The 25,792-nt window shown below is 65.5% G+C and carries 21 protein-coding genes; 7 read left to right on the top strand and 14 right to left on the bottom strand.

Annotation, left to right across the window (positions count from 1 at the left end):
• Window positions 1-45 precede the first annotated feature (45 nt).
• The 3 genes from nrdH to O3684_RS06975 all read right to left on the bottom strand — a co-directional run bounded on the left by nrdH (window position 46) and on the right by O3684_RS06975 (window position 3,218).
• Entirely contained in the window at window positions 46-294 is a 249-nt protein-coding gene (nrdH, locus tag O3684_RS06965) for a glutaredoxin-like protein NrdH (protein WP_009058684.1), read from the bottom strand.
• 1,288 nt (window positions 295-1,582) lie between these two features.
• Window positions 1,583-2,515 carry a patatin-like phospholipase family protein gene (locus O3684_RS06970; RefSeq protein ID WP_500065915.1) on the bottom strand — a complete coding sequence of 311 codons (933 nt, stop codon included), beginning with the start codon at window positions 2,513-2,515 and terminating at the stop codon, window positions 1,583-1,585.
• A gap of 28 nt (window positions 2,516-2,543) precedes the next feature.
• Window positions 2,544-3,218 carry a GtrA family protein gene (locus tag O3684_RS06975; protein ID WP_500065917.1) on the bottom strand — a complete coding sequence of 225 codons (675 nt, stop codon included), beginning with the start codon at window positions 3,216-3,218 and terminating at the stop codon, window positions 2,544-2,546.
• A gap of 383 nt (window positions 3,219-3,601) precedes the next feature.
• Here O3684_RS06975 and O3684_RS06980 point away from each other — a divergent pair, with 383 nt between their 5' ends.
• The gene (locus O3684_RS06980) at window positions 3,602-6,067 is read left to right on the top strand and encodes a S9 family peptidase (RefSeq protein WP_500065919.1); all 2,466 of its coding nucleotides are present in this window, start codon (window positions 3,602-3,604) and stop codon (window positions 6,065-6,067) included.
• A gap of 70 nt (window positions 6,068-6,137) precedes the next feature.
• On the opposite strand, the gene O3684_RS06985 is transcribed toward O3684_RS06980, so the two are convergent.
• Window positions 6,138-7,481, bottom strand: a complete 1,344-nt coding sequence (locus O3684_RS06985) for a hypothetical protein (RefSeq protein WP_500065921.1) — start codon at window positions 7,479-7,481, stop codon at window positions 6,138-6,140.
• A gap of 133 nt (window positions 7,482-7,614) precedes the next feature.
• Between O3684_RS06985 and O3684_RS06990 the strand changes: the two genes are divergently transcribed.
• On the top strand, window positions 7,615-8,772 hold the full coding sequence (locus tag O3684_RS06990; protein ID WP_500065923.1) for a ribonuclease H family protein: 1,158 nt from the start codon (window positions 7,615-7,617) through the stop codon (window positions 8,770-8,772).
• A gap of 441 nt (window positions 8,773-9,213) precedes the next feature.
• Here the strand turns inward: O3684_RS06990 and O3684_RS06995 are convergent, their stop codons facing one another.
• From O3684_RS06995 to O3684_RS07010, 4 genes are all read right to left on the bottom strand, one after another.
• Window positions 9,214-9,981, bottom strand: a complete 768-nt coding sequence (locus O3684_RS06995; protein WP_500065924.1) for an amino acid ABC transporter ATP-binding protein — start codon at window positions 9,979-9,981, stop codon at window positions 9,214-9,216.
• Window positions 9,969-10,646: an amino acid ABC transporter permease gene (locus O3684_RS07000; protein WP_500065926.1), complete on the bottom strand. Its 678-nt coding sequence runs from the start codon at window positions 10,644-10,646 to the stop codon at window positions 9,969-9,971. Before O3684_RS07000 ends, O3684_RS06995 begins: the two co-directional genes overlap by 13 nt.
• Window positions 10,627-11,286: an amino acid ABC transporter permease gene (locus O3684_RS07005; protein WP_500065927.1), complete on the bottom strand. Its 660-nt coding sequence runs from the start codon at window positions 11,284-11,286 to the stop codon at window positions 10,627-10,629. The genes O3684_RS07000 and O3684_RS07005 overlap by 20 nt, the downstream gene beginning before the upstream one ends.
• Before the next feature lie 88 nt (window positions 11,287-11,374).
• Window positions 11,375-12,277 (bottom strand): cysteine ABC transporter substrate-binding protein, encoded by a 903-nt coding sequence (locus tag O3684_RS07010; RefSeq protein ID WP_500065929.1) that lies wholly within the window; start codon window positions 12,275-12,277, stop codon window positions 11,375-11,377.
• A 249-nt stretch (window positions 12,278-12,526) separates the two neighbouring features.
• On the opposite strand from O3684_RS07010, the gene O3684_RS07015 reads away from it, so the two are divergent.
• The 4 genes from O3684_RS07015 to O3684_RS07030 all read left to right on the top strand — a co-directional run bounded on the left by O3684_RS07015 (window position 12,527) and on the right by O3684_RS07030 (window position 15,893).
• Entirely contained in the window at window positions 12,527-13,315 is a 789-nt protein-coding gene (locus O3684_RS07015; RefSeq protein WP_500065931.1) for an AzlC family ABC transporter permease, read from the top strand.
• Window positions 13,312-13,641 (top strand): branched-chain amino acid transporter permease, encoded by a 330-nt coding sequence (locus O3684_RS07020; protein WP_048676435.1) that lies wholly within the window; start codon window positions 13,312-13,314, stop codon window positions 13,639-13,641. Before O3684_RS07015 ends, O3684_RS07020 begins: the two co-directional genes overlap by 4 nt.
• Before the next feature lie 392 nt (window positions 13,642-14,033).
• A complete protein-coding gene (locus tag O3684_RS07025; RefSeq protein ID WP_500065932.1) occupies window positions 14,034-15,344 on the top strand; it encodes an alpha/beta fold hydrolase in 1,311 nt (436 codons plus the stop codon).
• A 30-nt stretch (window positions 15,345-15,374) separates the two neighbouring features.
• Window positions 15,375-15,893 carry a peptidase S9 gene (locus O3684_RS07030; RefSeq protein ID WP_500065934.1) on the top strand — a complete coding sequence of 173 codons (519 nt, stop codon included), beginning with the start codon at window positions 15,375-15,377 and terminating at the stop codon, window positions 15,891-15,893.
• An 83-nt stretch (window positions 15,894-15,976) separates the two neighbouring features.
• On the opposite strand, the gene O3684_RS07035 is transcribed toward O3684_RS07030, so the two are convergent.
• The 5 genes from O3684_RS07035 to O3684_RS07055 all read right to left on the bottom strand — a co-directional run bounded on the left by O3684_RS07035 (window position 15,977) and on the right by O3684_RS07055 (window position 21,403).
• On the bottom strand, window positions 15,977-17,056 hold the full coding sequence (locus O3684_RS07035; protein WP_500065936.1) for a tetratricopeptide repeat protein: 1,080 nt from the start codon (window positions 17,054-17,056) through the stop codon (window positions 15,977-15,979).
• A 65-nt stretch (window positions 17,057-17,121) separates the two neighbouring features.
• Window positions 17,122-18,594 (bottom strand): ATP-binding protein, encoded by a 1,473-nt coding sequence (locus O3684_RS07040; RefSeq protein WP_500065937.1) that lies wholly within the window; start codon window positions 18,592-18,594, stop codon window positions 17,122-17,124.
• Between the two features lie 71 nt (window positions 18,595-18,665).
• Window positions 18,666-19,178, bottom strand: coding sequence for a hypothetical protein (locus O3684_RS07045; RefSeq protein ID WP_500065938.1), 513 nt, complete (start codon window positions 19,176-19,178; stop codon window positions 18,666-18,668).
• Between the two features lie 198 nt (window positions 19,179-19,376).
• Window positions 19,377-20,336, bottom strand: a complete 960-nt coding sequence (locus O3684_RS07050; protein ID WP_500065940.1) for a hypothetical protein — start codon at window positions 20,334-20,336, stop codon at window positions 19,377-19,379.
• A 104-nt stretch (window positions 20,337-20,440) separates the two neighbouring features.
• Entirely contained in the window at window positions 20,441-21,403 is a 963-nt protein-coding gene (locus O3684_RS07055; protein ID WP_500065941.1) for a tetratricopeptide repeat protein, read from the bottom strand.
• A gap of 156 nt (window positions 21,404-21,559) precedes the next feature.
• Between O3684_RS07055 and nrdF the strand changes: the two genes are divergently transcribed.
• Entirely contained in the window at window positions 21,560-22,522 is a 963-nt protein-coding gene (nrdF, locus tag O3684_RS07060) for a class 1b ribonucleoside-diphosphate reductase subunit beta (RefSeq protein ID WP_500063715.1), read from the top strand.
• Window positions 22,523-22,869: 347 nt separating this feature from the next.
• On the opposite strand, the gene O3684_RS07065 is transcribed toward nrdF, so the two are convergent.
• Window positions 22,870-25,536, bottom strand: a complete 2,667-nt coding sequence (locus O3684_RS07065; RefSeq protein WP_500065943.1) for a SpaA isopeptide-forming pilin-related protein — start codon at window positions 25,534-25,536, stop codon at window positions 22,870-22,872.
• Between the last annotated feature and the right edge of the window lie 256 nt (window positions 25,537-25,792).

Raw genomic sequence — 25,792 nt, forward strand, 5'->3', positions numbered from 1 at the left:
ATATACGAAAGCCCCGGCCTCACGGCCGGGGCTTATCGGCCAAACTCAGGCCTGCAGCGCGAGGGGGGCTGCGGCGGCGACGGCCTTGATGCGGTCAGGGCGGAAGCCGGACCAGTGATCCTCGCCGGCGACGACGACTGGGGCCTGCTGGTAGCCGAGGCCCTTAATGAAGGCGAGGGACTCCGCGTCCTGGGTGACGTCGATCTTCTCGTAGGAGACGCCCTGCTTGTCGAGGGCGCGGTAGGTCGCGTCGCACTGGGGGCAGCGGGGCTTGGAGTAAACGGTGATCGACATGTTCGTGTCTCCTTGCGGCTCAAGGCCGGACGTTGGCATCCTATGTTGACTTTCTAGCGGCTCGTTCGCCGCGAACACGACAACACTACACCTTGTGGCCACCCACGCAAGCGACCCCTAGATGTTGTGTGCGACGCCCTGACTGTGGACGATGCCTGAGGGGCCTGTGGACGGAGCGAGCGGTCAGGATCTCCGTATGGCTGACAGGGTTTGTCGCGCCGCATTCACGGGCGGGCGCAGATGCGCGCAAACACTGGGGTTTGTCGCTAACCTATGGGCGCATCTAGGGGTCTCCAACACCCACACAACCACCTGTGCACCCTGTGGACGGACACATCACCACCCTGTGCATAACCACCTGCCAACCAGCTAAAAAATGTCGAGCGTCACACTCTTTGGTGGCACTCTTGGGCGTGTCGCACCCGCACATCTAGGGGTCATTGGCGACTAAGTGACCCTACATGTAGGGGTTCGAGAGGCCTGAGGCACAATGACTGGAATCCTGCGGAAAGGCGGTCGCGGGGAGACGAACAGGACATCAAGAAGTCGCCTCCGATGGCCAATGGTCCCTACATCTAGGGCCCGCGTGGGCCCTAGATGCGGACCCTTATAGAGGTGCCCATATGCGCCCTAGATCCAGGAGGGACACTCCCTCGATATGGACCAGTGCACGAGATATGGGCCGATGCACGCCCGTTCTCGCTGCTGGTGCGCACCCTCATCCCCTTTGCCAATGCACGCCCTCATCCCCTTTGCCAACACACACCCCCGCCCTCTTTGCCGGTGCGCGCCCAGCACGCCACCTCACCCCAGTAACGTGCCCCTCCCCCAATTTCGCATGAAATTCCAAAACACAAGTGACACAACATCATGAACTGATACAAACCAGCATGATATTCGCGGGGAATTGCATGCGAAATTGCTGGACAGCGACCAGTTATGCCAAGTACCACCGAAACGGATGCACCCATGCGGCCTACAGCCCTGGCTGCAGGCCCCTTGGTTCCCACAGTCGACTCGCAACGACCCCTAGCACCATGCCACGACGCCTCCACCGGTACAAAACTCTCCCGGCACGCGCCCCCGTCGGCCCAACCGGTACAAAACTCTCCCAGCACGCGCCCCCGGCGGCCCACCCGGTACAAAACTCTCCCAGCACGCCCGAAACACCCCTTTTCGGCGCATTTTGCGCCAGCAGGGAGAACTTTGTACCGCTTCCACCACCACCAAGCCGAGCAGGGCGAAAAAAGTCACGCACGGGCCGCGCCAAGAGGGGCGGGGCAAGCCCTTACAACCCCAGGAACGCCTTGATCGCAGGCATTTCGCGGACAGCCTGGACCAGGCCTGCGCGGTAGGTCGCCTCCAGGCGTTCGCGCCGCGATTCGGTGTTGTTGATCCACAGGTTGTCGGGTGCGAACACGTAGGCCTGGCCTCGTTCTTCGAGTTCGAAGAGGAAGCGGCGGCCCGCGTTGTAACGGTCGGTGCGCAGGGCCACGCCCTCGAACACGGACGGGAATGAATGGTAGGCGGTGCGCAGGAGGGCACCGACACTGGCGGGCATGGGGTCTTTGACGAAGTCGCGGGGGCGGGTGAGGACGACGAGGAGCTTGCGGTATCCCTCGCGCAGGGGCTGGTCGAAGGGCAGGCCGCCGTTGGGGCCGAGCGCGCCGTCGACGTAGGTGTCGCCGTCGATTTCGACGGGCGGCATGAGGATCGGCAGCGTGGAGGAGGCGCGGATGATGGGTCCGAGCGTGTCCAGTGTGCTCATTTCTTCCTTGGAGAACCAGCGTTCTTCGCCGCGCGAGGCGTTGAACGTGGCGACGCGGGTGGTCGCCGGGTTCGCCAGGAAGGTATCCATGTTGAAGGGAAGGGCGCCGTCGGGGTAGCAGATCTGCTGGTAGATGTACTCGGCGTTGAAGTAGCCGTGTCCCTTGCGGAAGTGCTTGAGGCCGCCGAACTCGGGGTCTTCGACGAGGTCGACGAAGGTGTCGTGGGAGCGGATCGCGTCGCGGGAGGTGAAGTTGCACAGGTGACTAGACCCCGCGGAAACGCCGGAGATGTGGGGGAAGTTGATGCCTTCGGCGATGAGTCGGCTCACGAGCGCGGCCGTGTAGGCGTTGCGCATGCCGCCGCCTTCGAACACGAGGGCAGTGTCGTCGACGGTGACCATCGTGGCGATGGATTCTTCGGGGGTCGGGTAGTGCTCTGGCGTTTCCTTCACGTTTCGACCCTACCGCCACGCCTCAAACCTACGCGCGCGTATGTCCTGTAAAGACCACGTAGTGGTAGAAGAAGAAGCGGAATGCGGTGCCCAGGGCGAAGCCGACGATGTAGACGGCGATGTTGTCGGCCAGCGCCGAGGTGTACCCGAGGATGTGGTGGGTGAACACGAGGCAGAACTGGGAGATGCCGATGCCGCAGGCGTTGGCGAAGAAGAAGAGGATGGCTTCGCGGGTGGCGTTTTCCTGGGTGCGGCCTCGGTAGGTCCACAGGCGGTTGGCGATCCACGAGTAGAGCGTGGCGGTCGCCGCGGCGACGAATTGCGCGGTGTTGGGGTGCCCGGCGAGCACGCCGAGCGGCCCGTGCTGGAGCAGGTTGAACAGTCCGGCGTCGACGATGTACGCGGTGGCACCGACCATGCCGAATTGGATGAATTCACGCACCCAGGCGAGGAGTCGCTGCGTCAGGCTCAGGGACGAGGCCGGGGCCGCTCCCCCGTCCACCTGTCCGCGGGTGCCGGCCTGAGTGAGGGACGAGGCGGGGGCCGCTTCCTCGTTCACCTGTCCGCGGGTGCCAGCCTGGGTACGAGGGGCGGACGGGTCCGCGAGCGCCGCGGGTTCACCGACGGGGGCCAAAGGGTCGAGCACCGGGGCCGCGTGTTCGAGCGCGGCGGATCGGCGCGAGGAAGCTTGTTCGTCATTCACTCCCCTAGTGTCGCACGCTCACAGAACAGCCTCTTCCGCCATATACCAATCCCGCCCCCAAATTTCGCATGCAATTCCCTTTCTCCCCTTCTTGCCTGCCGCCCACAAACCGCAGAATTCCAACGATCTGATTTCAAGATTTGAAAGACACGCGAGGGAATTGCATGCGAGATTTTTGGGGAAGTATGCTGGGTCAGACCTAGGTCAGACGTGGGCGGTGGAGAGGCCCCGTGTTTCCGTGCTACCCCGATGGCCCAGGCCACACCACAAATCGCAGGCCGCCTCCCCGCAGGTCACACCCCCAACCCGACCCGCCATCACCCCAGGCTGCATCAGGCACCACCCCAGTCCGCAGGCCGCCCATACCCCCGCCCACCCCTAAGATGGTCCCCATGACTGAGACGACCCCGCACACTCCCCCCTCGCCAAACACTCCCCCGGTTGCCTCGAAGCGTTACGGGTACCGGGTGCGCGACCAGTTCGGGCAGCATTTTGATGACCCGTGGGATTGGTTGCGTGACGGCGAGGACCCCGAGGTGCGTGCGCATCTGGAGGCGGAGAACGCGTGGGCGGACACGGTGACGGCACCGACGCGCGAGGCGGCCGCGCGCCTCGTGGAGGAGGTGAAGGCCTCCACGGCGCTCACCGACGTGACGGTGCCGATCCGCGAGGGCGAGTTCTGGTACTTCCGTCGTTTCGCGGAGGGTCAGTCCTACGCGACGCATCACCGCGCGCCGGTGGAGCTCGACGAGGCCGGGGCGCCGATCCCGCTCGTCCCCACCCCGGGCGTGCCCGCGCGGGGCGAGGAGCTCCTCGTCGATGAGAACGAGTGGGCGCGAGGCCAGGAGTTTTTCCGCTTGGCGGACCTGTACCCGTCCCCGGATGGGCGCCTGATCGCGTGGGCGCGGGACACGAGCGGGGATGAGCGCTACACGTGGGTCGTGCAGGAGGCATCGGGCCGCGTCATCGACGAGGCCGTGGTGGACGCAGGCTACGGCTTCGCGTGGGCGGACGACTCGAAGTCCTTTATCTACATGGGAGTGGACGACGCGTGGCGCGCGTGCGACGTGTGGTTGCACCGCGTGGGCACGCCGCGCGAGGCCGACGAGCTGCTGCTGGTCGAGCCGGACGAGGGCTTCGAGATGGGGTTCGCGCCCTCGGGTTTCCCGGGGCACGTCGTCATTCATTCGTCGTCGTCGACGGCGGGCCGCGCGTGGCTGTGGCTGCCCGCCCACCCGTCCGTGCGCCCGCTGCCGCTCATGCCGGTACGCCCGCGCACGCTGGTGTCGGCGGATTCGGCCGGCGACCGCCTGTTCCTCGTGCATACGGGGCTGACGCAGGAGGGCTCACTCGCGCAGGCGATGCTGCCCGCAGGGGGTTCGCCCGAGGCCTTGGCCCAGTTGGGCGTTACTTCTTCCTCCGTGTACAGCCGAGGGGCCCTGGCGGATCGCGCGCCGGGCACTCCCCTGCCGGAGGACGAGCCCGCGCCCCTCACCCCGTTTGAGTCCTGGGAGCCGCTGTGCAGCCCCGGCCCCGGCGAGCGCATCACCGACGTCGAGGCCCACGCGGGCTACGTGGCACTCTCGCTGCGTTCGGGCTCGCTGACGCAGGTCGACGTGTGGGATCGCCGTGAGCCCTCGCCTACGTGGCGGCGCGTGGAGGTCAATGCCCCGGTGCGCACGATCACGACCGTGCCGACCCCGTGGGAGGATCCGCTGCGCGTGGAGTTCCAGTCGCAGACCGTGCCCCCGACGGTCGCCGAGGTTTCCCTGCCGAACCCGGCCCCGGCCTCGTCCCCCGAGGACTCCGCCAACCACGAAGGCGCGGCCCTGAGCGTGCGAACCCTGCGCACTCACGAGGCGCCCGGCTGGGACCCCGCCGAGTACGTTGAGGAGCGTGTGTGGGTGCTCGCACGCGACGGCGCGACCCGCATCCCCGTGACCCTCATCCACCATCGCGACGCGCGCCCGGACGGCACGCACGCGGGCTGGCAGATCGGGTACGGCTCGTACGAGGTCAGCTACGACCCCGAGTTCGAGACCCTGCGCCTGCCGATCCTGCGCCGCGTCGTCTACGCGATCGCGCACGTGCGCGGCGGCGGAGAGATGGGCCGCGCCTGGTACGAGGACGGCAAGGAGCTGGTCAAGGAGCACACCTTCACGGACTTCATCGACGTGGCCGACTGGCTGGTCGACTCTGGGTGGGTGGCGCCCGGCCGCCTGGTCGCGGAGGGCCGCAGCGCCGGAGGCCTCCTCATGGGCGCGGTCACAAACGCCGCCCCCGACCGCTTCCGCGCGATCCTGGCGGGCGTGCCCTTCGTGGATGCGCTCTCGACGATCCTGGACCCGAGCCTACCGCTCACCGTCGGCGAGTGGGAGGAGTGGGGCAATCCGCTCTCCTCGCGCGCCGTGTTCGACGCGATGAGCCGCTACACGCCGTACGAGAACGTGCCCGACGGCGCGCTCCTGCCCGCGATCATGGCGACGACGTCGGTCAACGACACGCGCGTCGAGTTCATCGAGCCCACCAAGTGGGTGCAGCGCCTGCGCGAGGCCACCGGCCAGGTTCCCTCCACGGACGAGGCCGGGGCTGGCACACGCTGCAACTGCTGCGATTCGGGGGCGGCCGGGGATTCCGGTGCGGTCGGCGTCGACTCCGGCGGCGGCGAGAGCACGGGCGCAGAGGCCAGCCACGGCCTCGTCGCCGCGCGCGACCCGCGCGAGCGTCCGATCATCCTGCGCACCGAGATGGTCGCCGGGCACGCTGGTCCCTCCGGGCGCGAGGGCCGGTGGGCGGCACGCTGCGAAGAGTTCGCCTTCGCGCTGGGCCAGGTGGGCGTCACGGTGTAACAGGTGGGGCGGTCTTCGTTGGAAGACCGCCCCTCTCGCGTTGCGTCACTGTGCCGCGCGGGTACACGCGTTACTGCGCGCCGCCGTCCCATCCCGGGCGCAGGGCGAAGGACTCAATGCTGCGCCTGTACCCCATCAGCAGATGTCGCTCCACGAGGTAGCGCGACATTGGGCCCGTCGTCAAGAGCACACGCTTGCCGCCCCCATCCCACGGCTGGTACGAAAGAGTGAGGACGTCCTCATCATCATTCTGCTCGAGCGCATACACACCGGTCTCGCTCACCTGGAATACCGCTGGGTTGCGAGTTTTCTCCGATGGAATCGAGAAAAGGTGCCTGGCGTTGCCGCTCGTCACGTCAACCGCGTAGGCGTTCCCTTTCTTTGTCACAAACCGGTACTCATCCCCCACCCGGATCGCTTGAGAATAGTAGAGGAAATTATCCTGATCCGTTTCGATGGGCTGTCCTGCTTCATCGAGTACAGGAATGATCGTGCGCTGCCCTGTAGTCAGATCCCATCGCTGCAGGACCAAAACCCCATCGAATGGGTGCCTTGTGCCATTACGCACAGCGGCTGGGTCTTCCTGTTGAATACTCAGCACCGTGATGACGTTCCCGTCGCACGGAACACTCATCCGACCCGTCAGCAGGCCATCAATCGCAGGTGCCACCGCAAGGAGTCGGGGAACATCACCAGTGGGTTCATCGATCTGAATCACAGCAGCAACATTCTCCGGCATGTCACCGCCCGACTGGGCTGCATAGGCCTCGAACGCCGCCGATCTGATGCTCTCAGAATCCTCAGTATCAGTGATCCCAACGATGTGCTGCCCGCACTGCCCAATCGACCCACTAGTATCGGGGATTTCCGTCGTCTCAATGCGCCCATTAGGGTGGATCGTGTCGACCTTGATCCCCCTGCCCAAATCTACGACAGCAATTCTCCCGTCCGGGAGCGAGAAGCGTTGATGCTCAGCGATCGACGGTTGTTTCACATCGATCTCCTGCGTTCCCTGATCGGTCGTCACATATTCCTTATCCGGCGCCCCAAAGGAGAGACCGCGTTCATTCCACAAGAGAGCGGAAATGCCGTACCTCTTAGCCTCGATACGGGTCGCCTGCCCCCGCCCCTGCGCGTCCAGCAGCACGATCCAGTTGTCTTCCGGCGGGTCCGGAAGTCCCGCCGAGAACTTTCCCTGGCTCAGCCGCACAGCAATCACCGCATCCCCCACACTCAGCTGAGCGGCCCGCGTCTCCGTCACCTCCCCCTGAGACATACAGCTCGACAGCAGCATGACGATCGACAGTGCTGCCGCACCGATGCCGCACCGGCGCACGCCCTTGCGACTGAGCAACCCCCTGCGGGTCTTCACACGGCTACCACCGGTAAGCGGCTCGTCAGTATGCGCCTTCATCGTCCTGATCCATTCTCGTCACTGCGTCGAAGGCGCATCATACGCCCGCTCCCGAGTCTAGGGCACGAGGCCTGGGTGGCCCCGGCCTCGTACCCTTCCGATCAGGGAAGCGCGATGCCGATAGGATGAGTACATGACGATTACGGCGGCGGCAGACGGTTCTTCCCTCGGCAATCCCGGGCCCGCGGGGTGGGCCTGGTACGTGGACGAGGACACGTGGGACGCTGGCGGCTGGCCGCAGGGCACCAACAACCTGGGTGAGCTGACCGCTATTCTGCGCCTGCTTCAGGCCACCGCCGAGACCGGCGAAGAGCTGCACATCCTCGCCGACTCGCAGTACGCGATCAACGTCGTGTCGAAGTGGCGGCTCGGCTGGAAGAAACGCGGCTGGACGAAGGCCGACAAGAAGCCCATCAAGAACCTGGAGCTCATCCAGGAGATCGACCGCGCCATGGAAGGGCGCCGCGTCACCTTCGAGTGGGTGAAGGGCCACGCCGGGCACCGCATGAATGAGCGGGCAGACGACCTCGCGCGAGGGTGCGCCGAGGCCTACCAGGCCGGTCGCACGCCCGAGCCGGGCCCAGGGTTCGGGGGTGTTGCCCGCGGGTCGCGCGGGTCTGCGTCTACGGATCGGGCGCACGGGGGCGCTGCCGCTGGGCGCGCGGTGCCCGCGTCGGTCGAGGTGCGCGACGCTGTGGAGTCCGGCGCGAGCACACCTGCCGAACAGCAACACACCGAGGCCGACAGGGCCGCCGCTGTGCCCGCACGCCCGAGCGAACATGCGGAGGAACCCGCAGCTGCGCCGACATCTGCGTCCGCTTCGCGCAGCGCCTCTACCGACGAGGCCACCGCCGACAGGGCCATGACATCGACTTTTCGTTCCCATCCCAGTGTTTTCTCCGCGCCCACCGAGGCGATCGAACCCGCGGAGGAGGCCCCGGCCTCGTCCGTGAGTGAACCCGCGATCACCACGGAGGACGCGGTCGCCCGCGAGCGCGAGTTCATCCTGGCGTGGACCGGCGGCGACGAGGTGGCGCTGGCGGGGATGACGGACGCGCGCACGACGCGCATTTGGCCGGGCGGCGGCGCGACCACGACGCTGGCGGGACCCTCGCCTGCCTCGCCGTCCATTGGCCGCATCGACGCGCACGACCTGGGCGGGTCGTTCCTGACCCGCTACCGGGTGCGTTGGGAGGGCGGCGCGTCGCTGGAATCCAGTGTGTGGGCACCGGCGACTTCTGGTGAAGTGCGCCTGATCATGGTGCACCACCAGTCGACGCTGATCGGCTAAAACGGGAAGTTCTGTCGCGGGTGGACTCTGCGCGCGCGTTCTCAACTCGTGCGCGCTCCGGGCACACAGTCGCATTCTCTCCAAAAGTCGCATGCAATTCGGCCACCCGAATAAACGGCACCGCCCACAAACGTTGCAATTCCAACGACGTGAATTCAATGTTTGAAGCAATCTCAGGAGAATTGCATGCGACATTGTTGGGAAACCGCTCCATGGCCGTGGCCGCGGCGAGGAGAGGTTGCATCTCAGCAGCCAGTGCACGCGTCCCCCTGGAGCTCCAGTAGGCTGGAGCTCCAGCCTGTCGAGCGCGCCTCACGCGGATAGGTTATGCGCATGCGGATAGGTTATTAAGGTATCCGCATCGTCGTAACCTATCCGTATCTTCATAACCTATCCGCATAACCGTTTCCTATCCGCGAGGAGCCCTACCACACCACACCCTCACAGCTTGGCGCCCTCGAAACTGAAGATGTCGAGGAACTTGCGCGCACGATCCGAGGACGGATCCGCGAAGAATTTGCGCGGCGGGTCGACCTCGACGATGCGGCCCTCGTCCATGAAGACGATGCGGTCGGCGATCGCGCGGGCGAAACCCATCTCGTGCGTGACGATAAGCATCGTCATGCCGGTGCGAGCCAGCTCGAGAACGACGTCGAGGACCTCGCGCACCATCTCCGGGTCAAGGGAGGCGGTGACCTCGTCGAGGAGGAGGATCTCGGGGTCCATCATGAGGGCGCGCACGATGGCGACTCGCTGACGCTGGCCGCCGGAGAGCTGGCGCGGGTAGTCCTCAGCGCGGTCCGCCAGGCCGACGCGCTCGAGCAGTTTCAACGCCCGCGCGCTCGCGTCGGCGCGCGATTCTCCCGCGACGAGGCCGGGGGCGAGCGTCAGGTTCCCCATGACGGTCAGGTGGGGGAAGAGCTCGTAGGACTGGAACACCATGCCGATGCGGCGGCGGACCTCGGGCCAGGACACGCCGGGCGCGGCCAGGTCGGTCCCGTCGAAGAGGATCTGCCCGGAGTTGATGGGCTCGAGGCCGTTGATCGTGCGCAGGAGCGTGGACTTGCCGCAGCCGGAGGGTCCGATGATGACGACGACTTCGCCGTCGGCGACGTCGAGGGAGACGCCGCGCAGGGCGTGGTGTCCGCCGGGGTAGGTCTTGTCGAGGTCGACGAGGCGCAGCTGCGGGTCGGAGGTCAGTTCTGCCATGTTTTCTCCATGTGGCGTGAGAGGAGCGAGATGGGCCAGCAGATGAGGAAGTACAGCGCGAAGATCAGGCCGTAGATCCACAGCGAGGCGGTCGGGTAGTTGAAGCGGTTGGCGTCGATGATCTGCTGTCCGACTTTGAGGACTTCGACGACGCCGATGAGGACGACGAGGGAGGTCGTCTTGATCATGCGGGTGATGAGGTTGACGGCCGGGGGCGCGAGAGCGCGCAGGGTTTGCGGCAGGATCACGCGGCGCATGGTCTGCCTCGGGGTGAGTCCCAGAGCGTAGGCGGACTCGTACTGGTGGCGCGGGATCGAGATGAGCGCGCCTCGCACCAGGTCGCCCATCTCGGCGCCGCCCCACAGGGTGAAGACGAGGACGGAGGCAGTGATGCCGTCCAGGTTGATCCCCGCGACGCGCGTGAGCCCGAAGTAAGCTACGAACAGGAGGACGAGCTGGGGCATGATGCGCACGAACTCGAGGTAGAGCTGCATGAGCCAGCGCAGGGCTCGCCAACGCGAGCGCATGCCGAGGCCCACGAACACGCCGAGGATCAGGGACAGCACGACGGACAGCGCGGAGGTGCCGACGGTGACGCCCAGGCCCTCGAGGATGCGCACGAGGTTGCGGCCTTCGAAGATGACGTTAATTCCCAAATCCGCCACGGCGCACCTTCTTTTCGATGAGTCGGGCCGCGATGGACACGGGCAGGAGGATCACCAGGTAGGCGAGAACCAGGAGGATCAGCGCTTCGGAGGTGTTGTAGGACATGCCGATGAGGTCTTTCGCGACGTACACGAGGTCGGGCAGCGCGACGACGGAGACGACGGAGGTTTCCTTGATGAGGAAGATGACGTTGGCGGCCAGCGGCGGCACGGAGGTCGCGATGGCCTGCGGCAGGGCGACGTGGCGCAGCGTCTGCGTGCGCGTGAGGCCGAGCGCGGAGGCGGACTCCCACTGGATGGTGGCGATCGAGTCGAGGCCGGAGCGCAGGGCTTCGGCCATGTAGGCGCCGCCCAGGAAGATCAGGCCGACGATCGCGCAGGTCTCGCCGCTCCACTTGATGCCCACGCGCGGCAGACCAAAGTAGATGAAGAACAGCTGCACGAGCAGCGGCGTATTACGCGACAGTTCCACGTAGGCGGCGGCAATCTGGGTAGCGACGGGGATCCGGTAGTGCCGAATCGCGGCCACGAGGAGGCCGACCGCGAGGGAGCCGACGATGCCGATGGCCGCGATCCTCAGGGTGAGGATGGCGGCGTCGACGTAGAGGGGCGCGTATCGCGCCAGGATGTCAAGATTCATAGGCGAAATCTGGGACGAGGCCGTGGCCGCCCGGGGCGATCACCTGCGGCGGGCGGACCCGAGAGCGAGCCACGGCCTCGTACCTGTGTCAGTTGGTGGAGGTGGTATCCACGCCGCCTTCGACGACCAGGTCGTCGGGGGTCGCGGCGTCACCGTAGACGGGGGCGAGGGTCTGCTCGTAGTCCTTGTGGAAGAAGTCTTCCTTGCCGAGCTCGACGAGTTCGTTGTTCAGCCAGTCGAGGAGGGCGGTGTTGCCCTTCTTAACGGCGGCAGCGATGTAGCTGGTCTCGCCCAGGCTCTTGATGCCGACGCTGAAGCCGGGGTGCTGGATGGCCCAGGCGATGACCTCGGTGTTGTCGGTGGAGAAGGCATCGCCGCGGCCGTCCTCGAGGGCCTGGTAGGCGTCGGAGTACTGGTCGTACTTCTGGAGCTTGACCTCGGGGTGGTTGGCCTCGAAGTAGGCTTCGGCGGTCGTGCCCTTGGTGACGATGAGGGTCTTGCCGGCCAGCTGGCTCACGTCGGTGATTTCCGCCGAGGTGGGCGAGACGACGCCGAGGGAGACCTTGAAGTAGGGGTTCGCGAAGTCGACCTTTTCGGCGCGCTCGGGCGTGACGGTGAAGTTCGCGAGGGTGATGTCGACCTTGTTCGAGGCGAGGACCTCGGTGCGGGCGGCGGCGTCGACGGGAACGTACTTGGCGGTGACGCCCAGGTCGGCGGCGATGCGGTCGCCGTAGACGACGTCGTATCCGGCGGGCTTGCCGTCGGCGTCGATGTAGCCGAAGGGGGCCTTGTCGGAGAAGATGCCGATGACGATTTCGCCGGCTTCCTTGATCTGCTCGGGGCTGCGGTCGCCGACCTGCGCGCCGGACGAGGAGGACGAGGAGGAGGCCGCGCCACCGGAGCATGCGGCCATGCCGAGGGCTGCGACCATGGCGACGGCGGCCGTGGCGAGTCGAAGGAATGGCTTCTTGCGTGCGTGAGTGGCGCTCATGAGGGCTCCTGATCTGCGGGATTGAATGAAGGACGCCGGGGTGTTCTTCCTCGGCGTTGGTGTCGATGCTTCCACCGCTGGCGCTCATTTGCGAGGGGTATTTCCCGTTTTGGAACTATGTGACAAACGAGCGCGGTGACAAACCGCGGAATTCCGGGCCAGGACCAAAGGCCCAACAAAACGTGGAAGTCGTCACGCTACGGTGCGCCCGCTCGCAATTGGACGGATTGGCACGCGAAAATTGCATCCATGCCCAAGCTACCGCGCACCGTGAACCTCCCCGTGCCGGCTAGCCCTACCCGCCGCGAGATCCTCGAGGGCCTGCGCATCACGGCACCCGTGGCCGCGGGATACATCCCGCTGGGCCTCGCGTACGGCGTTCTCGTCATCCAGCTGGGCCTGCCGTGGTGGCTGGCTCCGGCTCTATCCCTGTCCGCCTACTCGGGGTCGGCCGAGCTGCTCGTCGTGACCCTGGCGGCGCAGAATACGCCGCTGGCCGTCATCGCGGTGACGATGCTGCTGGTGAACTTCCGCCTCCTGTTTTTCGCGTTCTCGTTCCCACTGCACGTCATCGAAGGGCGGTTCGCGCGCTTCTTTTCGATGTACGCCCTCGTGGACGAGGCCTACGCGCTGACCGCCGCCCGCCCGAACGGGTGGACGAAGCCTCGCCTGTTGGCGATGCAGGTTCTCTTTAACCTGACGTGGGTGACGTCGGCCCTCGTGGGCGTATTCGCGGGTTCCTTGATTCCGACTCAGATCGAGGGCCTGGATTTCGCGCTCACCGCTTTGTTCATCACGCTGACGCTGGACGCGGCGCGCACGAGGCGCGAGCTGCCCTCGATCCTCCTGGCGGGCGCGTCATTCGCGGTCGCCATGGTGGTGGCACCCACCCAGCGCCTCCTGGTGGCGCTCCTCCTGTTCGTCGCATGCCTGGTGGTTCGTCACGTCCTTCACCGCCGAGGCATCCTGCGGTCCGCGGATTCGCCTGCCTCGGCCGATGGGCCCGGTCGCGTAACCCGGGAAGGGGGCGCGCAGTGACTCCGACGCTGGGCTACCTGCTGGCACTCCTGGTGATTGTCTTCGTCATCGACTTTACGTTGCGGGCTCTGCCGTTCAAGATCCTGGAGCCGCTGCGCGACTCGCGCTTCGTCTCCGACATGGCGGTGTGGATGCCGCCCGGCATCATGCTGATCCTGGTGCTCTCTACACTGTCGCAGGGCGCGCAAGCGGCCGGCGAGCGCTGGTGGGCGGCGCTGGTGGCGACGGGCGTGACGGTCGCGGTGCACCTGTTGAGCGGCCGCAAGCTCCTGTGGAGCGTCGGCATTGGAACGGTCTGCTACGTCGCGCTGCTGAACTGGCTCTGACGACCTGGCTGTCGCGAACGGGGTGTCACCCGCTGGCTGGGCTCCAGCTGCTGGGTTCCAGATGCAGTGCCCGGCTGTGGTGCCCGACTACGGGGCCCATGAGTGAAGGCGCAGACACCTTCCAGAAATTTCGCATGCAATTCGATTGCATGAACTTTCAACAACCTCCAGAATCGTTGCAATTCCAACGATGCCAATTCAAATTCTGAAATAGTCACAGGAGAATTGCATGCGACATTGTTGGGGAACCATGCATGGCAGTCTGATCCTTTGATCTGCACGTGGGCCCGCTAATTCGAGCCTGGGCAGCCCCGCCCCACAGCCGGGCCAAACAGCAGCCAGAACAGCCACGGCCACAACGAGCCCGCCCCAAAACCGCTACCATTGTGTCCATGCACACAGAGTCGTACCTGCACCATGGCCACACCGTTTACGAGCACCGTCTGGACGTCCCGCTGGATCACCTGCGTCCCACCGGCGAAGACAATCCGACGATCGAGGTTTTCGCGCGCGAGGTCGTGCGTAAGGGCCGCGAGGATGCGCCCTACGCGGTGTTCCTGCAGGGCGGCCCGGGCTACCCGAGCCCGCGTTTCGGCACGTTTACCGGCGGGTGGATGAATCGTCTGCTGCAGGATTACCGCGTGGTGCTCCTGGATCAACGAGGCACGGGCCAGTCGACCCGCATGGACGCTCAGTCGCTCGCCCACTTGGGCACGGACGAGGAGAAGGCCGCGTACCTGCGCCACTTCCGTCAGGACCAGATTGTGTATGACGCGGAGGCGTTGCGCCACGAGTTGTGCGGGGATGACCCGTGGACGACGCTCGGCCAGTCTTTCGGCGGTTTTATCACGACCTCGTACCTGTCGCTGGCTCCCCAGGGCCTGAAGGCCAGCTTGATCACGGGAGGCCTGCCCGGCCTCGTCCATGTGGATGAGATCTACCGCCTGACGTATGAGCGCACGGCGGCGCGCAACCGCGCGTACTTCCAGCGTCACCCGGGCGACGAGCGCACGGTGCGTGAGCTGTGTGCGCACTTGGCGGACACGGAGGAGACGCTGCCGACGGGTGAGCGCCTGTCCCCCACGCGCCTGCGCATGATCGGCATGATGCTGGGCGGGCAGGGCAACACGGATCAGCTGCACTACCTGCTTGAGGGCCCGTGGACGTCGGTTCGAGGCGAGCGCCGCCTCTCATCGCAGTTCCTGGCGGCGATCGGCTCGCAGGTGGACGTCGCGCCGATTTACGGCGTGTTCCAGGAGTACATCTACGCGTGTGCGACGCCGGACCTGGTGGGCACGGCGACGCTCTGGGCGGCGGATCGCTTGGCCGAGGAGGTCCCGGGCTTCGCGAAGGACGCGAACCCGCTGGATGAGAGCGAGCCTTTCTACCTGACGGGTGAGCATTTCATGCGCCGCGTGTTTGACGAGGATCCGGGCTTGGCCCCGTTGAAGGGTGCGGCGCAGATCCTCGCGTCGACGACGGAGGCGGCTCCCGTGTATCTGCCGGACGTATTGGCCGAGAACACGGTGCCGGTGGCGGCGGCCGTGTACTACGACGACATGTTCGTGCCGCGCGAGCTGTCCTTGGACACGGGCAACTTGATCGGTGCCCGACACTACATCACGAACGAGTACCAGCACGACGGATCCGCCTATTCGGGCGGGAAGGTTGTCTCTCACCTGTTGGACCTGCTCGCGGACTGATCCGCGAACGCCTGATCGAAAGGACTGGCTATGACCGACTCATCTACCTGTTCTTGTCCGTGCGCCGGCTCGGTGGACCCGATGCGGGTCGCGGGGTTCGCGGCGGGCGTGGGCGCGACTGTCGCCTGGTACGCGCTGCCTGATTATGTGCGTTCTCGCCCGTTGCGCGGCCTCGCGAAGGCGGGCCTGCTGGGGGTGCTCGGCTGGTCGATGGTGGCGCAGCTGCCGGAGGGCGCGGAGCTGCCGCCCTACGACGACGAGGACGTGGATTGTTCGAAGTCCTCACCCGTGGCGGGCGAGGATCCACTGGAGGGCGTCACGGAGGCGGATCCGGCCGAGCTGGCGGTTCTCGCGGGCGCGGCGCTGGGTTCGGCGATGATCACGGTCGGCGTGGAGCGTTGGCTGTTCCGCCGCGGTGAGCATCGTCGCGCGCAGGGCGCTCGTTTTGCTCATACGAGGCAGGGGCTGGTCCTGGGCGGTCTGGAGGCCGCTTTGACCGTGGTGACGTTCAGCGCGGGGGCTGTGCGAGGCAAGCTCTCGAAGGACTGAGGCAGCGCCCGCCGACCCCACGCCAACAGCCGCCGACCCCACGCCAGCCGTCCACGCGCGAGCCGCCGTCCGCCGCCCGCTCGTTAGCGTTCGCGCCTGAAGACCATGTAGCGGGCGAGCGCGGCACCGACCCACCCGCAGGCCATGACGAGGATGGGCACGCCCACGGCCGTCCACCACGAGGATGCGGGGACAAAGTACCGCAGCACTGCGAATGCCACGGGGGTGACGACGAGGAACGCGAGCGAGATCGTCGCGATCGTCGCGCCGACGGGTCGGCGCTTGAACACGAGGTCGACGACCTCGCGGCGCGTCTTGCCCTGTCCGGCGGCGACCTGTGAGAGGTGTTTGCGCACCGCGCTGTCCATGCCGCGCAGGGGAATCAACGCGGACCACACCAGCCCGACGATGATCGCAACGTCGCGGCTGCCGAACGCGTAGACGAGGCCCGCGATTGACCAGCCGATCACGTAGGTGATCGTGAGGCCTAGGCAGAGGTAGAAGAGCGGCTTGAACACCAGCCAGTGGAGCTTATTCTCGTATATTTTCTCGTCGGGGTTCTGTGCGAGGAGGTCACGGTAGAGGCGGCTGGTGGCGTCGGTGCGGTCGACTTCTTGTATGTCCGCGATTGCTTCGCGGGCGGCCTCGTTGTTCGGATCGATTGAGAGGACGTGCCGGTAGACGTCGAGCGCCGCTTGTTCATCGTCCCGGGCGAGCAGCCGGCCGAGGGTGTTGAGCGCAAAGGGGTCTTCGGGGTCGAGGCGCGCGCCTTCACGCGCTTCGCGCAGCGCTTCCTCCCACTGGAAGTTGCGCGCGAGGGCGTGAGCCCTCATGGTGTGGCTGAAACCGTATTGTGGCGCGAGTTCGACCAGGCGCGTGGCGTGTGTGAGGGCGAGCGCACGGTCCCCCTCTAAGTAGGTCAGCCAGTACAGGGCACTGAGGTTGTTGGGGGAGGCCTCGACGGCACGCCGAGCGAACGCGTAGGCCTTCTCAGGCTCGCGATTTATGAGGTGAGCGTGGGCGAGGAGACAGTTCACTTGCGCCGAAACCTCGGGGTCGGCCTGAGGGATTGTGACGAGTTTTTCGATGGCTCGTTCGGGGCGCTTGATGTCGATCAGGGCCTGGGCGTGCCTGATCCGCTTCGAGATGTCCTCGGTCACCATCGGTCCTCCTCGGTGTCGGTAGCGAACGGCGAGGGGTGGGCAGCGCGAGCGCGCCGCCCACCTCCTCACATCAGATTGTTCGCCTTCATGTACTCCGCGAGGTCGTCGTATTCGCCTTCTCGGTTGCCGTATTCGACGATGTTGCGGGCGGTCACGAACCAGGGACCCGCGCTGGGCCGAATCTGTTCCAGCGCCCTGAGGAAATCCTGCATGGTCACCATGCGCACGTTGCCGGTGCGCACGGAGTCCATCATCGCGTATTCGACGGCGCTGTCGACCAGGTGGGCCAGGTCGGCACCGGTGAATCCGTTGGTGCGCTGGACGAGGTAGCCCAGGTCGATGCCTTCGACGGGGCGGGACTTGAGGTGGTGGTAGAGGACGGCCTGCCGGGCGGGGCCGTCGGGGGGCAGGACGGCGATGGATCGGTCGAAGCGTCCGGGCCTGCGCAGCGCGGGGTCCACGTCCCACGGGGTGTTGGTCGCGGCGAGGACGAAGACGCCTTCGTTGTCGGATCCGATGCCGTCCAGTTCCATGAGGAGCTGGTTGGTGACCGATCGCATGCCTGAATAGCCCATGTCCGCTCTCCGCATGCCGATCGCATCGATTTCGTCGAGGAAGAAGACGACGGGGGCGTTGGCGCGCGCAGTCTCGAAGAGTTCGTGGAGGTTAGCTTCCGATTCACCGAAGTAGCGCGCCATGACATCGCTAATCTTGACGTTCATGAACGCGGCGCCGAGCTCGCCGGCGAGAGCACGGGCGATGTAGGTCTTGCCGCATCCGGGAGGGCCGTAGAGCAGCAGGCCGCCGTTGAGGCTCTTGCCGTAGAGCTTGCGGATCTCAGGGTTGCGCAGGGGTGCCAGGAAGGCCATGGTGAGGCGGTCCTTGACCGACTGCATGCCGCCCACGTCGGCCAGCGTCGACGTCACGTTTTCAAAGGCCCACGCGTCCCCTTCGGGTTTCTCGTCAACTTCGACTTCGCCTTCGACGGCCCCCGGTTTCACGAATGCGGGCGCCGGTCCGCCGACCTGCTTCTCAGCGTTCTTCCAGTCGAAGTTTTCCGGATCGGCACCGTCGGGGGAAGCGGGGGCATCCTGCCCCTCTCCGGCCTCGCCCGCCGACGCACCACCCTGCTCGTTCCCTTTCTCGGCCGTCTGCGGGAAGGCCTCGGGATGTATCGTCACGATCGCGGGAATGTCTGCGTCGTCCGAGGCGGGGGCTGCGGGGGCAGACGGAGCGGGCTCCTCGGGCGCAGTGAGGGGGTCGGCCTCGTACGAGGCGGGGGCCGCGGGCTCAGGTTCAGCGTCAGTCGGCCCGTCGACGGCCGGGGCCGAGGCCTCGGGCACGCCGAGGGCGCTGCGCATGAGGGCCGAGACGCGCTCGTTGTGGGGGTCGACGGCGAGGACGACGGCGAGGTGCGAGACGGCTTCGGCGCCCCTCCCCTCGGCGATCAGGAGTTCGGCGAGGTGCTCGCGCAGGGCATGGTCCTCGGGTCGTTGTTCGATGATCGACATGAGGGAGTCGATGAGAGGATTCGTCATGCTATAAGCCTACCGGCTGGCAGGCTTCTGGGTCTATGTGCGCACGAAGCAAATCGCGCGCACGGATGACATTAGAGGGTGCGCGCGGTGATCCTGCGCAGGGCTTGGCCCGAGCGCCAGGAATTGACGAGGCCCATCGCGAGCGGCAGGGAGACGAGGGCTGCCAGGAGGGCAGATTCGGTGGCGACGGCGATGGCGCCGACGGCAAGGAATCCGATGAACCAGGCGAGCTGCATGCGCGCGCAGGCGGTCATGATCGCGCCGTCGCGCCGGGCAGCACGCAGGGCGGCGTGAGAGTCGGAGAAGATGACGAGGTCCTCGTTGCAGTCCCATTCGCGGTGCCACCGGCGCGCCACGACGATGAGGGCGGCAAGGAGCGCGAGGAGGATCAGGCCTCCTGAGAGGATGAGGGCCAGGGCCACGGCCGCGAACGTTTCGATAGTCGCCTCGGGCATGGAGGACATCTCGACGATGGCGACGATCGTGCTCACGGAGACGATGAGGAGGACGGTGACGATATCGATGGCGATGTTGATGCGGCCCTGCGTCTTTTGCCCCGAGCGCACGCGGTTATAGCGGCGCAATTGGTCATTCCCCAGGCGGTAGGGCCTGGGCGGTGCGGCGAATTCTAATGGCTGATGGGTCACGCCCTCACAATAGCGCTGTCTGTTGATTATCCGCGCCTTACAACGCAACTGTCAGGCACATGGTTTGACACGTTTTCGATGGTCAGGATATAGGCATCGGCATAGAGTGATCGAGATTTTAACCGACCGATTGAATCACCGTGTCAGCGCCATCAGAACGAAAAGAATGAGTCCAGCCAGCACGATCATACGAATGAAGTCCATGACGGAACTTCCCAGGTCGGGGAATCGCTTGCGCAGGCGCGTAAAGGTCAGGCGCACGCCGCGCGGCAACGTGCGGTTAAAGAGCGCGATCTGGAGGAACGCGAACGCGTATCCGCTCAGCGCCGACGCGGCGTACAGGAGGAAGAAGAGGAGCGCGCGTTCATCCGTCATATAGCGCAGGGTGAAGAGATAGCCCAGCCCGGACCCAAATCCACCGATGATCGCGAATATCCACGCCTTGTCGAGCGCGAAGGTCACGCGCTTGAGCATCCCCCGGTAGGCCTTGGCAACAGTCGGCTGCATTTCGATGGCGTACGAGGAACGCCCGGCACCCTTGAGGGGATGAGCCAGAGAGTCGTAGGCGAACTTTGCCTCGGCCAGGTTCGGGGCGTTCGCCTTGGCGCGACCGAACGCCCACTGCGCCGCGTTCGGGTCCACGGGCTCCCACAGGCGCCCGTACGCCATGAGGAGCTCAACGTCGTCGGGGTATCCGTCGGTGGCGATCTGCGAGACGGGCAGCGCCTCCTCGCAGCGCCCCAACTCGACGAGGCAGAGGGTCAGTTCGCGCGCGATCTCAGGGGATTGGGGGTGCAGGCGCATGCCCCTCATGGCCACGGCCCCGGCCTCCGCGACGAGGCCTTGGCGGCGCTGGGCACGGGCAATGAGCGCGAAGGGGTCGGCCATGTCGTCCCCGTAGGCGCGTGCGCGCGTCGCATATTCTTCACACAGTGGGTACAGGCCGAGGAGGTCGGCGCAGGCGGCGGCCTGAATGTCACGGCGGTAGCACGCGTCCTCGCCCACGACCTCGAGCGATTCGAGAATGGCGAGGGCCGCACGGTAGTCATGCTGGGCAATCGCGGCGTCAGCGTCAGCGAAGGTGGGCATCGTCATGGCGCATACGATAGCGCCTCGCACGCGCCCAAGGTGGCCTCGTCCACCACACAGGCCAATCTCAGAACGCGCCCTCAGCACGTTGGCCCCGACGAGTAGCTGCCCTACCCACCACCCTGCGCCAGGCATGCGAGGAAGAAGCCGACGATAACGACGACATAAATGGAGGGGTAGACATTGGAACTCACATCATGCCATCGGATGTTCAGGCACCCGAAGGTAAGGCGCACGCCTCGCGGCAGCGTTCGATTGAACGCGGCGATCTGGTGGCCCATGTAGAGGTAGATGCCGACGATGGGGGCGACATACAGCAGCAGGACCAACAGGCGGGCCCCGTAGGGCATGAGTTGAGCGATAAACAGGTGGTACAGAAGCAAACAGGACAGGCCCAGGATGAAGGGGAGCTTCATGAGCATGGGAGCCACCTTGCGGACTCGGGTCAACATCGTGCGGTAGGCCTGTGCGACGGTCGGCTGCATCTCGATGGCGTAGGAGGAGCGTCCCGCTCCCTTGAGGGGGTATCTCAGGGAATCGAAGGCGAACTTCGCTTCGGCCAGGTTCTGGTTGTTTTCCTTGGCGCGACTAAACGCCCACTGGGCGATGTCAGGATCGATGGGTTCCCACAGGCGCCCGTAGGCCATGAGGAGCTCGACGTCGTCGGGGAATCCGTTGATGGCGACCTGCGAGACGGGCAGCGCCTCCTCATCCCGCCCCAACTCGACGAGGCAGAGGGTCAGTTCGCGCGCAATCTCACGGGATTGGGGGTGCAGGCGCATGCCAGCCATGGCCACGGCCCCGGCCTCCGCGACGAGGCCTTGGCGGCGTTGGGCGCGCGCGAGAAGGGCGAAGGGGTCGGCCATGTCGTCCCCGTAGGAGTGCGCACGCGTCGCATACTCCTCGCACAGTGGGTACAGGCCGAGGCGGTCGGCGCAGGCGGCGGCCTGAATGTCACGGCGGTAGCACGCATCCTCGCCCACGACCTCCATAGACTCCAGCATGTCCAGAGCCGCACGGTAGTCGCGCTTGGCGAGGGCCTCGTCAACGTCGGCGAAGGTGGGCATCGTCATGGCGCATACGATACCGTCCCACTCGCGCCCAAGGTGGCCTCGTCCACGAAACACGGGCCACCAGCGTCGTCGCGGGCCTCGCACCCACTATCCTGGACCCTATACGCGAGGCCGCCCCGGCCTCGTCCGTCCGACACCGCACACAGAGGAGCCCCCATGGCGACCGAGCCCGTGTTCGAGGCCATCAACTGGAACAAGATCCAAGACGACAAGGACCTCGAGGTCTGGGATCGCCTGACGGGTAACTTCTGGCTGCCTGAGAAGATTCCGCTCTCCAACGACCTGCCGAGCTGGAAGACCCTCACCAAGGACGAGCAGCTCATGACGAACCGCGTGTTCACGGGCCTGACCCTGCTGGACACGCTGCAGGGCACGGTCGGCGCGGTGTCGCTGATCCCGGACGCGCGCACCCCGCACGAGGAGGCCGTCTACACGAACATCGCGTTCATGGAGTCGGTGCACGCCAAGTCCTACTCGTCGATCTTCTCCACCCTGCTGTCCACGGAGGAAATCAACGAGTCCTTCCGCTGGTCGAACGAGAACGCGGCCCTGCAGAAGAAGGCCGAGATCGTCAAGTCCTACTACGACGGCAACGACCCGGAGAAGCGCAAGGTCGCCTCGACGATGCTCGAGTCTTTCCTGTTCTACTCGGGCTTCTACGCGCCCATGTACTGGAGCTCGCACGCCAAGCTCACCAACACGGCTGACCTGATCCGCCTCATCATCCGCGACGAGGCCGTTCACGGCTACTACATCGGCTACAAGTACCAGCTGGCCGTGAATGAGTCGAGCCAGGAGCGCCAGGATGACCTGCGCGACTACACGTACGCGCTGCTGTACGAGCTCTACGAGAACGAGGAGCAGTACACGGAGGACCTGTACGATCCGCTCGGCCTGACCGAGGACGTCAAGAAGTTCCTGCGTTACAACGCGAACAAGGCGCTCATGAACCTGGGTTACGAGGCCCTGTTCCCGCACGACGCGACCGACGTGAACCCCGCGATCCTGGCGGCACTGAGCCCCAACGCGGACGAGAACCACGACTTCTTCTCGGGTTCCGGCTCGTCCTACGTGATGGGCGAGGTCGTGGACACCGAGGACGAGGACTGGGACTTCTGATCCTGCACGGGGCCGGGCGCACGTTGTGCGCCCGGCCCCGTTGTTTGTGCGCAGCCGGGCGGTATCGTCCGCGGCCTTCCCTCTTCCTCGGTTCCCCTCCCAAAAGTCGCAGGTAATTTAACACGGTCAGTTTTAGATATGGCCCATAAACGTTGCAATTCCAACGATGCGATTTCAATGTTTGAAATAGTCGCGAGGGAATTGCATGCGACATTGGTGAGGAACCACGGAACCACGGAACCACGACTTGACAACTGCAGGGATCTGGCGGGCGCCCGACGCGGGCGCATCGTGTGCCCGCGTCGTGCGCCCGGCCGCATTCCTTATGCGGCCCGCATCATCTCTCCTTACGAGGCCCGCGCCCACTCTCGGCGTCGCCACGCGCAGCCGGCGAGGCCGAGCAGGGCGGCTCCCACCGCCAGCTGCGGGTAGACGCCGATGGATCCGGCCTTGGGGAGGGTGCCGACCTGCGTGTCGACGACGCGGATACCCGGCAGGGCGGCGTCGCCGCTCGCGTCGGCGTCGGCGGGCAGGACGCGCACGGAGGTGAAGCCTTGGTCCGGTCCATAGTCGGCCACGACGACGGTCGAACACGCGTCATCGGTCCCAACCTCGATATGGAAGGGAACGGGGCGCGGCAGTAGGACGTGGCCCGCCGGCGCGCGGGTTTCCACGAGCCAGTAGGTGACGCCCTTCTCCAGGGACGAGACCACGAAGCTGGATCCACCATCAAGGACGCTGACCGGGGTTCCGCTGAGCTCCGCGTTGTCGTAGATCGCGAAAGCAGCGCCGTCGAGCGGGTAGGTGCCGTCATCGTTGGGCGTGCCCACGGGCTGGGTTCCGGCCTTCTCGATGCGGATCAAGCGCGGGCGAGCGGGCGCACAGGCCTCGTTGTTGGCGGATCCGTCGTGATCCTTGGGTCCGGCGACCTCGTTGTAGAGGCCGTGGCCCGGAACGAGGCGCTCGTTTTCGGTGCGACACTCAAGCAGGGTCTCCTTGTACCCCTCAGCGCTCTTGTCGCGCGCCACGGTGAAGCGAATGAACCACGTAACGGAGGCGCCCGGCTCGATGTCGGTTCCCTCGGTCAGGACGTAGTTTTCGGTTGCGGGCAGCGCAGGGACCTGGTCGATATTCTCGGGTTCGGTCGTGATGCGCGCGGATTGCACGGTCAGTCCCGGCGCGAAGTCGGGACGGTCCACGACGCGGCCGGTCGACCCCTTGACGTTGCCGTCGTTGGTCGCGGTGATGCGATAGGTGACAGTGATGTCATCGGTCGTCGCGCCATCAACGCCGTCCAGCTCCTTTTTCAAGCGCAGATTCGGGGATTGCAGCTGGTTGGTGAAGGTACACGTGATCGGCAGTGCCGCGGGGGACGAGGCCGGGGCAACCTGGGAGAAGTCCACGCCGCCCGTGGTCGCGTCTCGGGTGACGTTCACGCGCTCACCCACGCCGTTCAGGCAGGTCACGTCCGTCATGGCCCACACCGGCGAGCCCGACAGCTCGCTGGTCTCCCACGTGGGCCCAAAGTAGCCGGGCTTGGGAGAGAATCCGGGCAGGACGGGGCCGGTCTCGGCGATCACGAACTTCGACTGGCCGGGGATGAAGGCCTTGTAGCCGGAGGTCGCGGTGCCGTCAGCCCCGTAGCCGGTGGGGGTGAGCTGAGACTCCGAGAAGGAGCCGTCAGCCACGAAGCCATCGGCCGCCACCAGCGTCGAATCCGGCGTGCCGGTCATGCCGGCCCAGTCGCCGACAGCCCGCGTCGTGAAGGTGAAGGGAGGAATAGTCCCGCCGACGCCCTCGGAGTCCTCGGTGATCGCCTTGGCGACGCGCACGTAGCGCTCCTGTTGGAACGACCCATACATACAACCAAATGACGACCTGTTCTCCTTCGTCACGAACGTCGCCACCGGCTCCACACCCGCCGGGGGCTGGGCGGGGCAGTTGCCGTCCGCGTTGGGCACGAAACCGTAGATGAAGAGGCGATGCGGCATCCCGTTGATCATGACGGTCTTCTCAGACGTGGTCTTACGGATCGTCAGGATGTCGTCGGAATAGGGGGTCTGGCCCGGCTCGCCCTTGCTGTCGGGATACGTCTTTCGATCGTAGGGATCGTCAGATTTCTTGTAGATGTCCACACTCCCCTTGCCCTCGCCGACGTGACGATGGCAGTACCACCTACTCTTGTCCCCGCGCTTGCGAGCCTTGTAGGGAGCTCCGGGGTAGCAGCCATAGCCGTTAGGAACGGACGTCGTTTCCTCGTAGGCACCACCGGCGCGGGGCACCGCGGTCGTCTCCGTGTCGTTGTCGGTTTCCTGCTGGTCGAAGGGGAACGACTCCTCCAGGTCTCCGATGCGCACATCGAAGGTAGAGTGCACCCAGCCGTTCCACGTAAGAATCGTGAAATTGTTGTGGCGCACGGCCCCGATCAGGAATGGCTCACCCAGCGTCACCGTTCCAGGATCGTTGGGCTTGTACCCCAGCGCACTCGTCGTGGAAGCATTGATGACGCCATCACGGTACTCGCTCGTAGCTGTGTAGGGCCTGCCTCGAACGATGTAGGACCAGTAGTCCCCACTCTCAGCCACAGATGCTTTCAGCCACGGCTGGACCTGAGTGCCGCTGGTGTGCTTGATCGACGACTGGTTCGGGTCGCTCGAGTTGTAGCGCGACTGGCCGCGCACAACACCGAAGTAGCCGTTGTCGGACACGAAGGTGGTGCGATCTCCTTCAGTGTTGTTGATGACGGTGGCGCCGATACGCCCCTCGGCGCGATTAAACGAGGTCGTGGTCACGCCGGGCGTCTCGAGGGGAGCCTCGGCGTGGGCGGGCTCGACCGCGGAGGTGAGCGCGGTCAGAGCCGCGGCGGCGGCGAGCGCCCCGGCGATCAGGGCGTGGGCGAAAAAGCGACGAGGCCTGGGACCGCGGGTGCGGAGGGAGGCCTCGGGCGCGTATCGCCCTCGCGGAGGAGCGGTATCCGCCAGGCGAGCACTGCTCACAGCTTCGTCGTGGTGCATAGTTCCCCCAGATAGCAATAGTTACTACGCCACCCTAGCAAGTCCCGTCAATTAATGAGTAAGTTATGGCAGATATCATCGCGTTCGAGTTCTACCAGCGCTTATATGACCGTCGAGCATACGTCTATATTCCGCGTTAATTCCACACAGGCTCGGATTGACACATCAATGAACACCACTGACAAGCAGTCAACGCCAGATGCGCCGCCGAGAGAACACCCCTCTCACTTTGTTTGCTCCAACACACTTATTGTCA

Origin of the sequence: Pauljensenia sp. 20925_1_27 (assembly GCF_041432835.1) — a bacterium.
In the GTDB taxonomy this organism is placed as follows: Bacteria; Actinomycetota; Actinomycetes; order Actinomycetales; family Actinomycetaceae; genus Pauljensenia.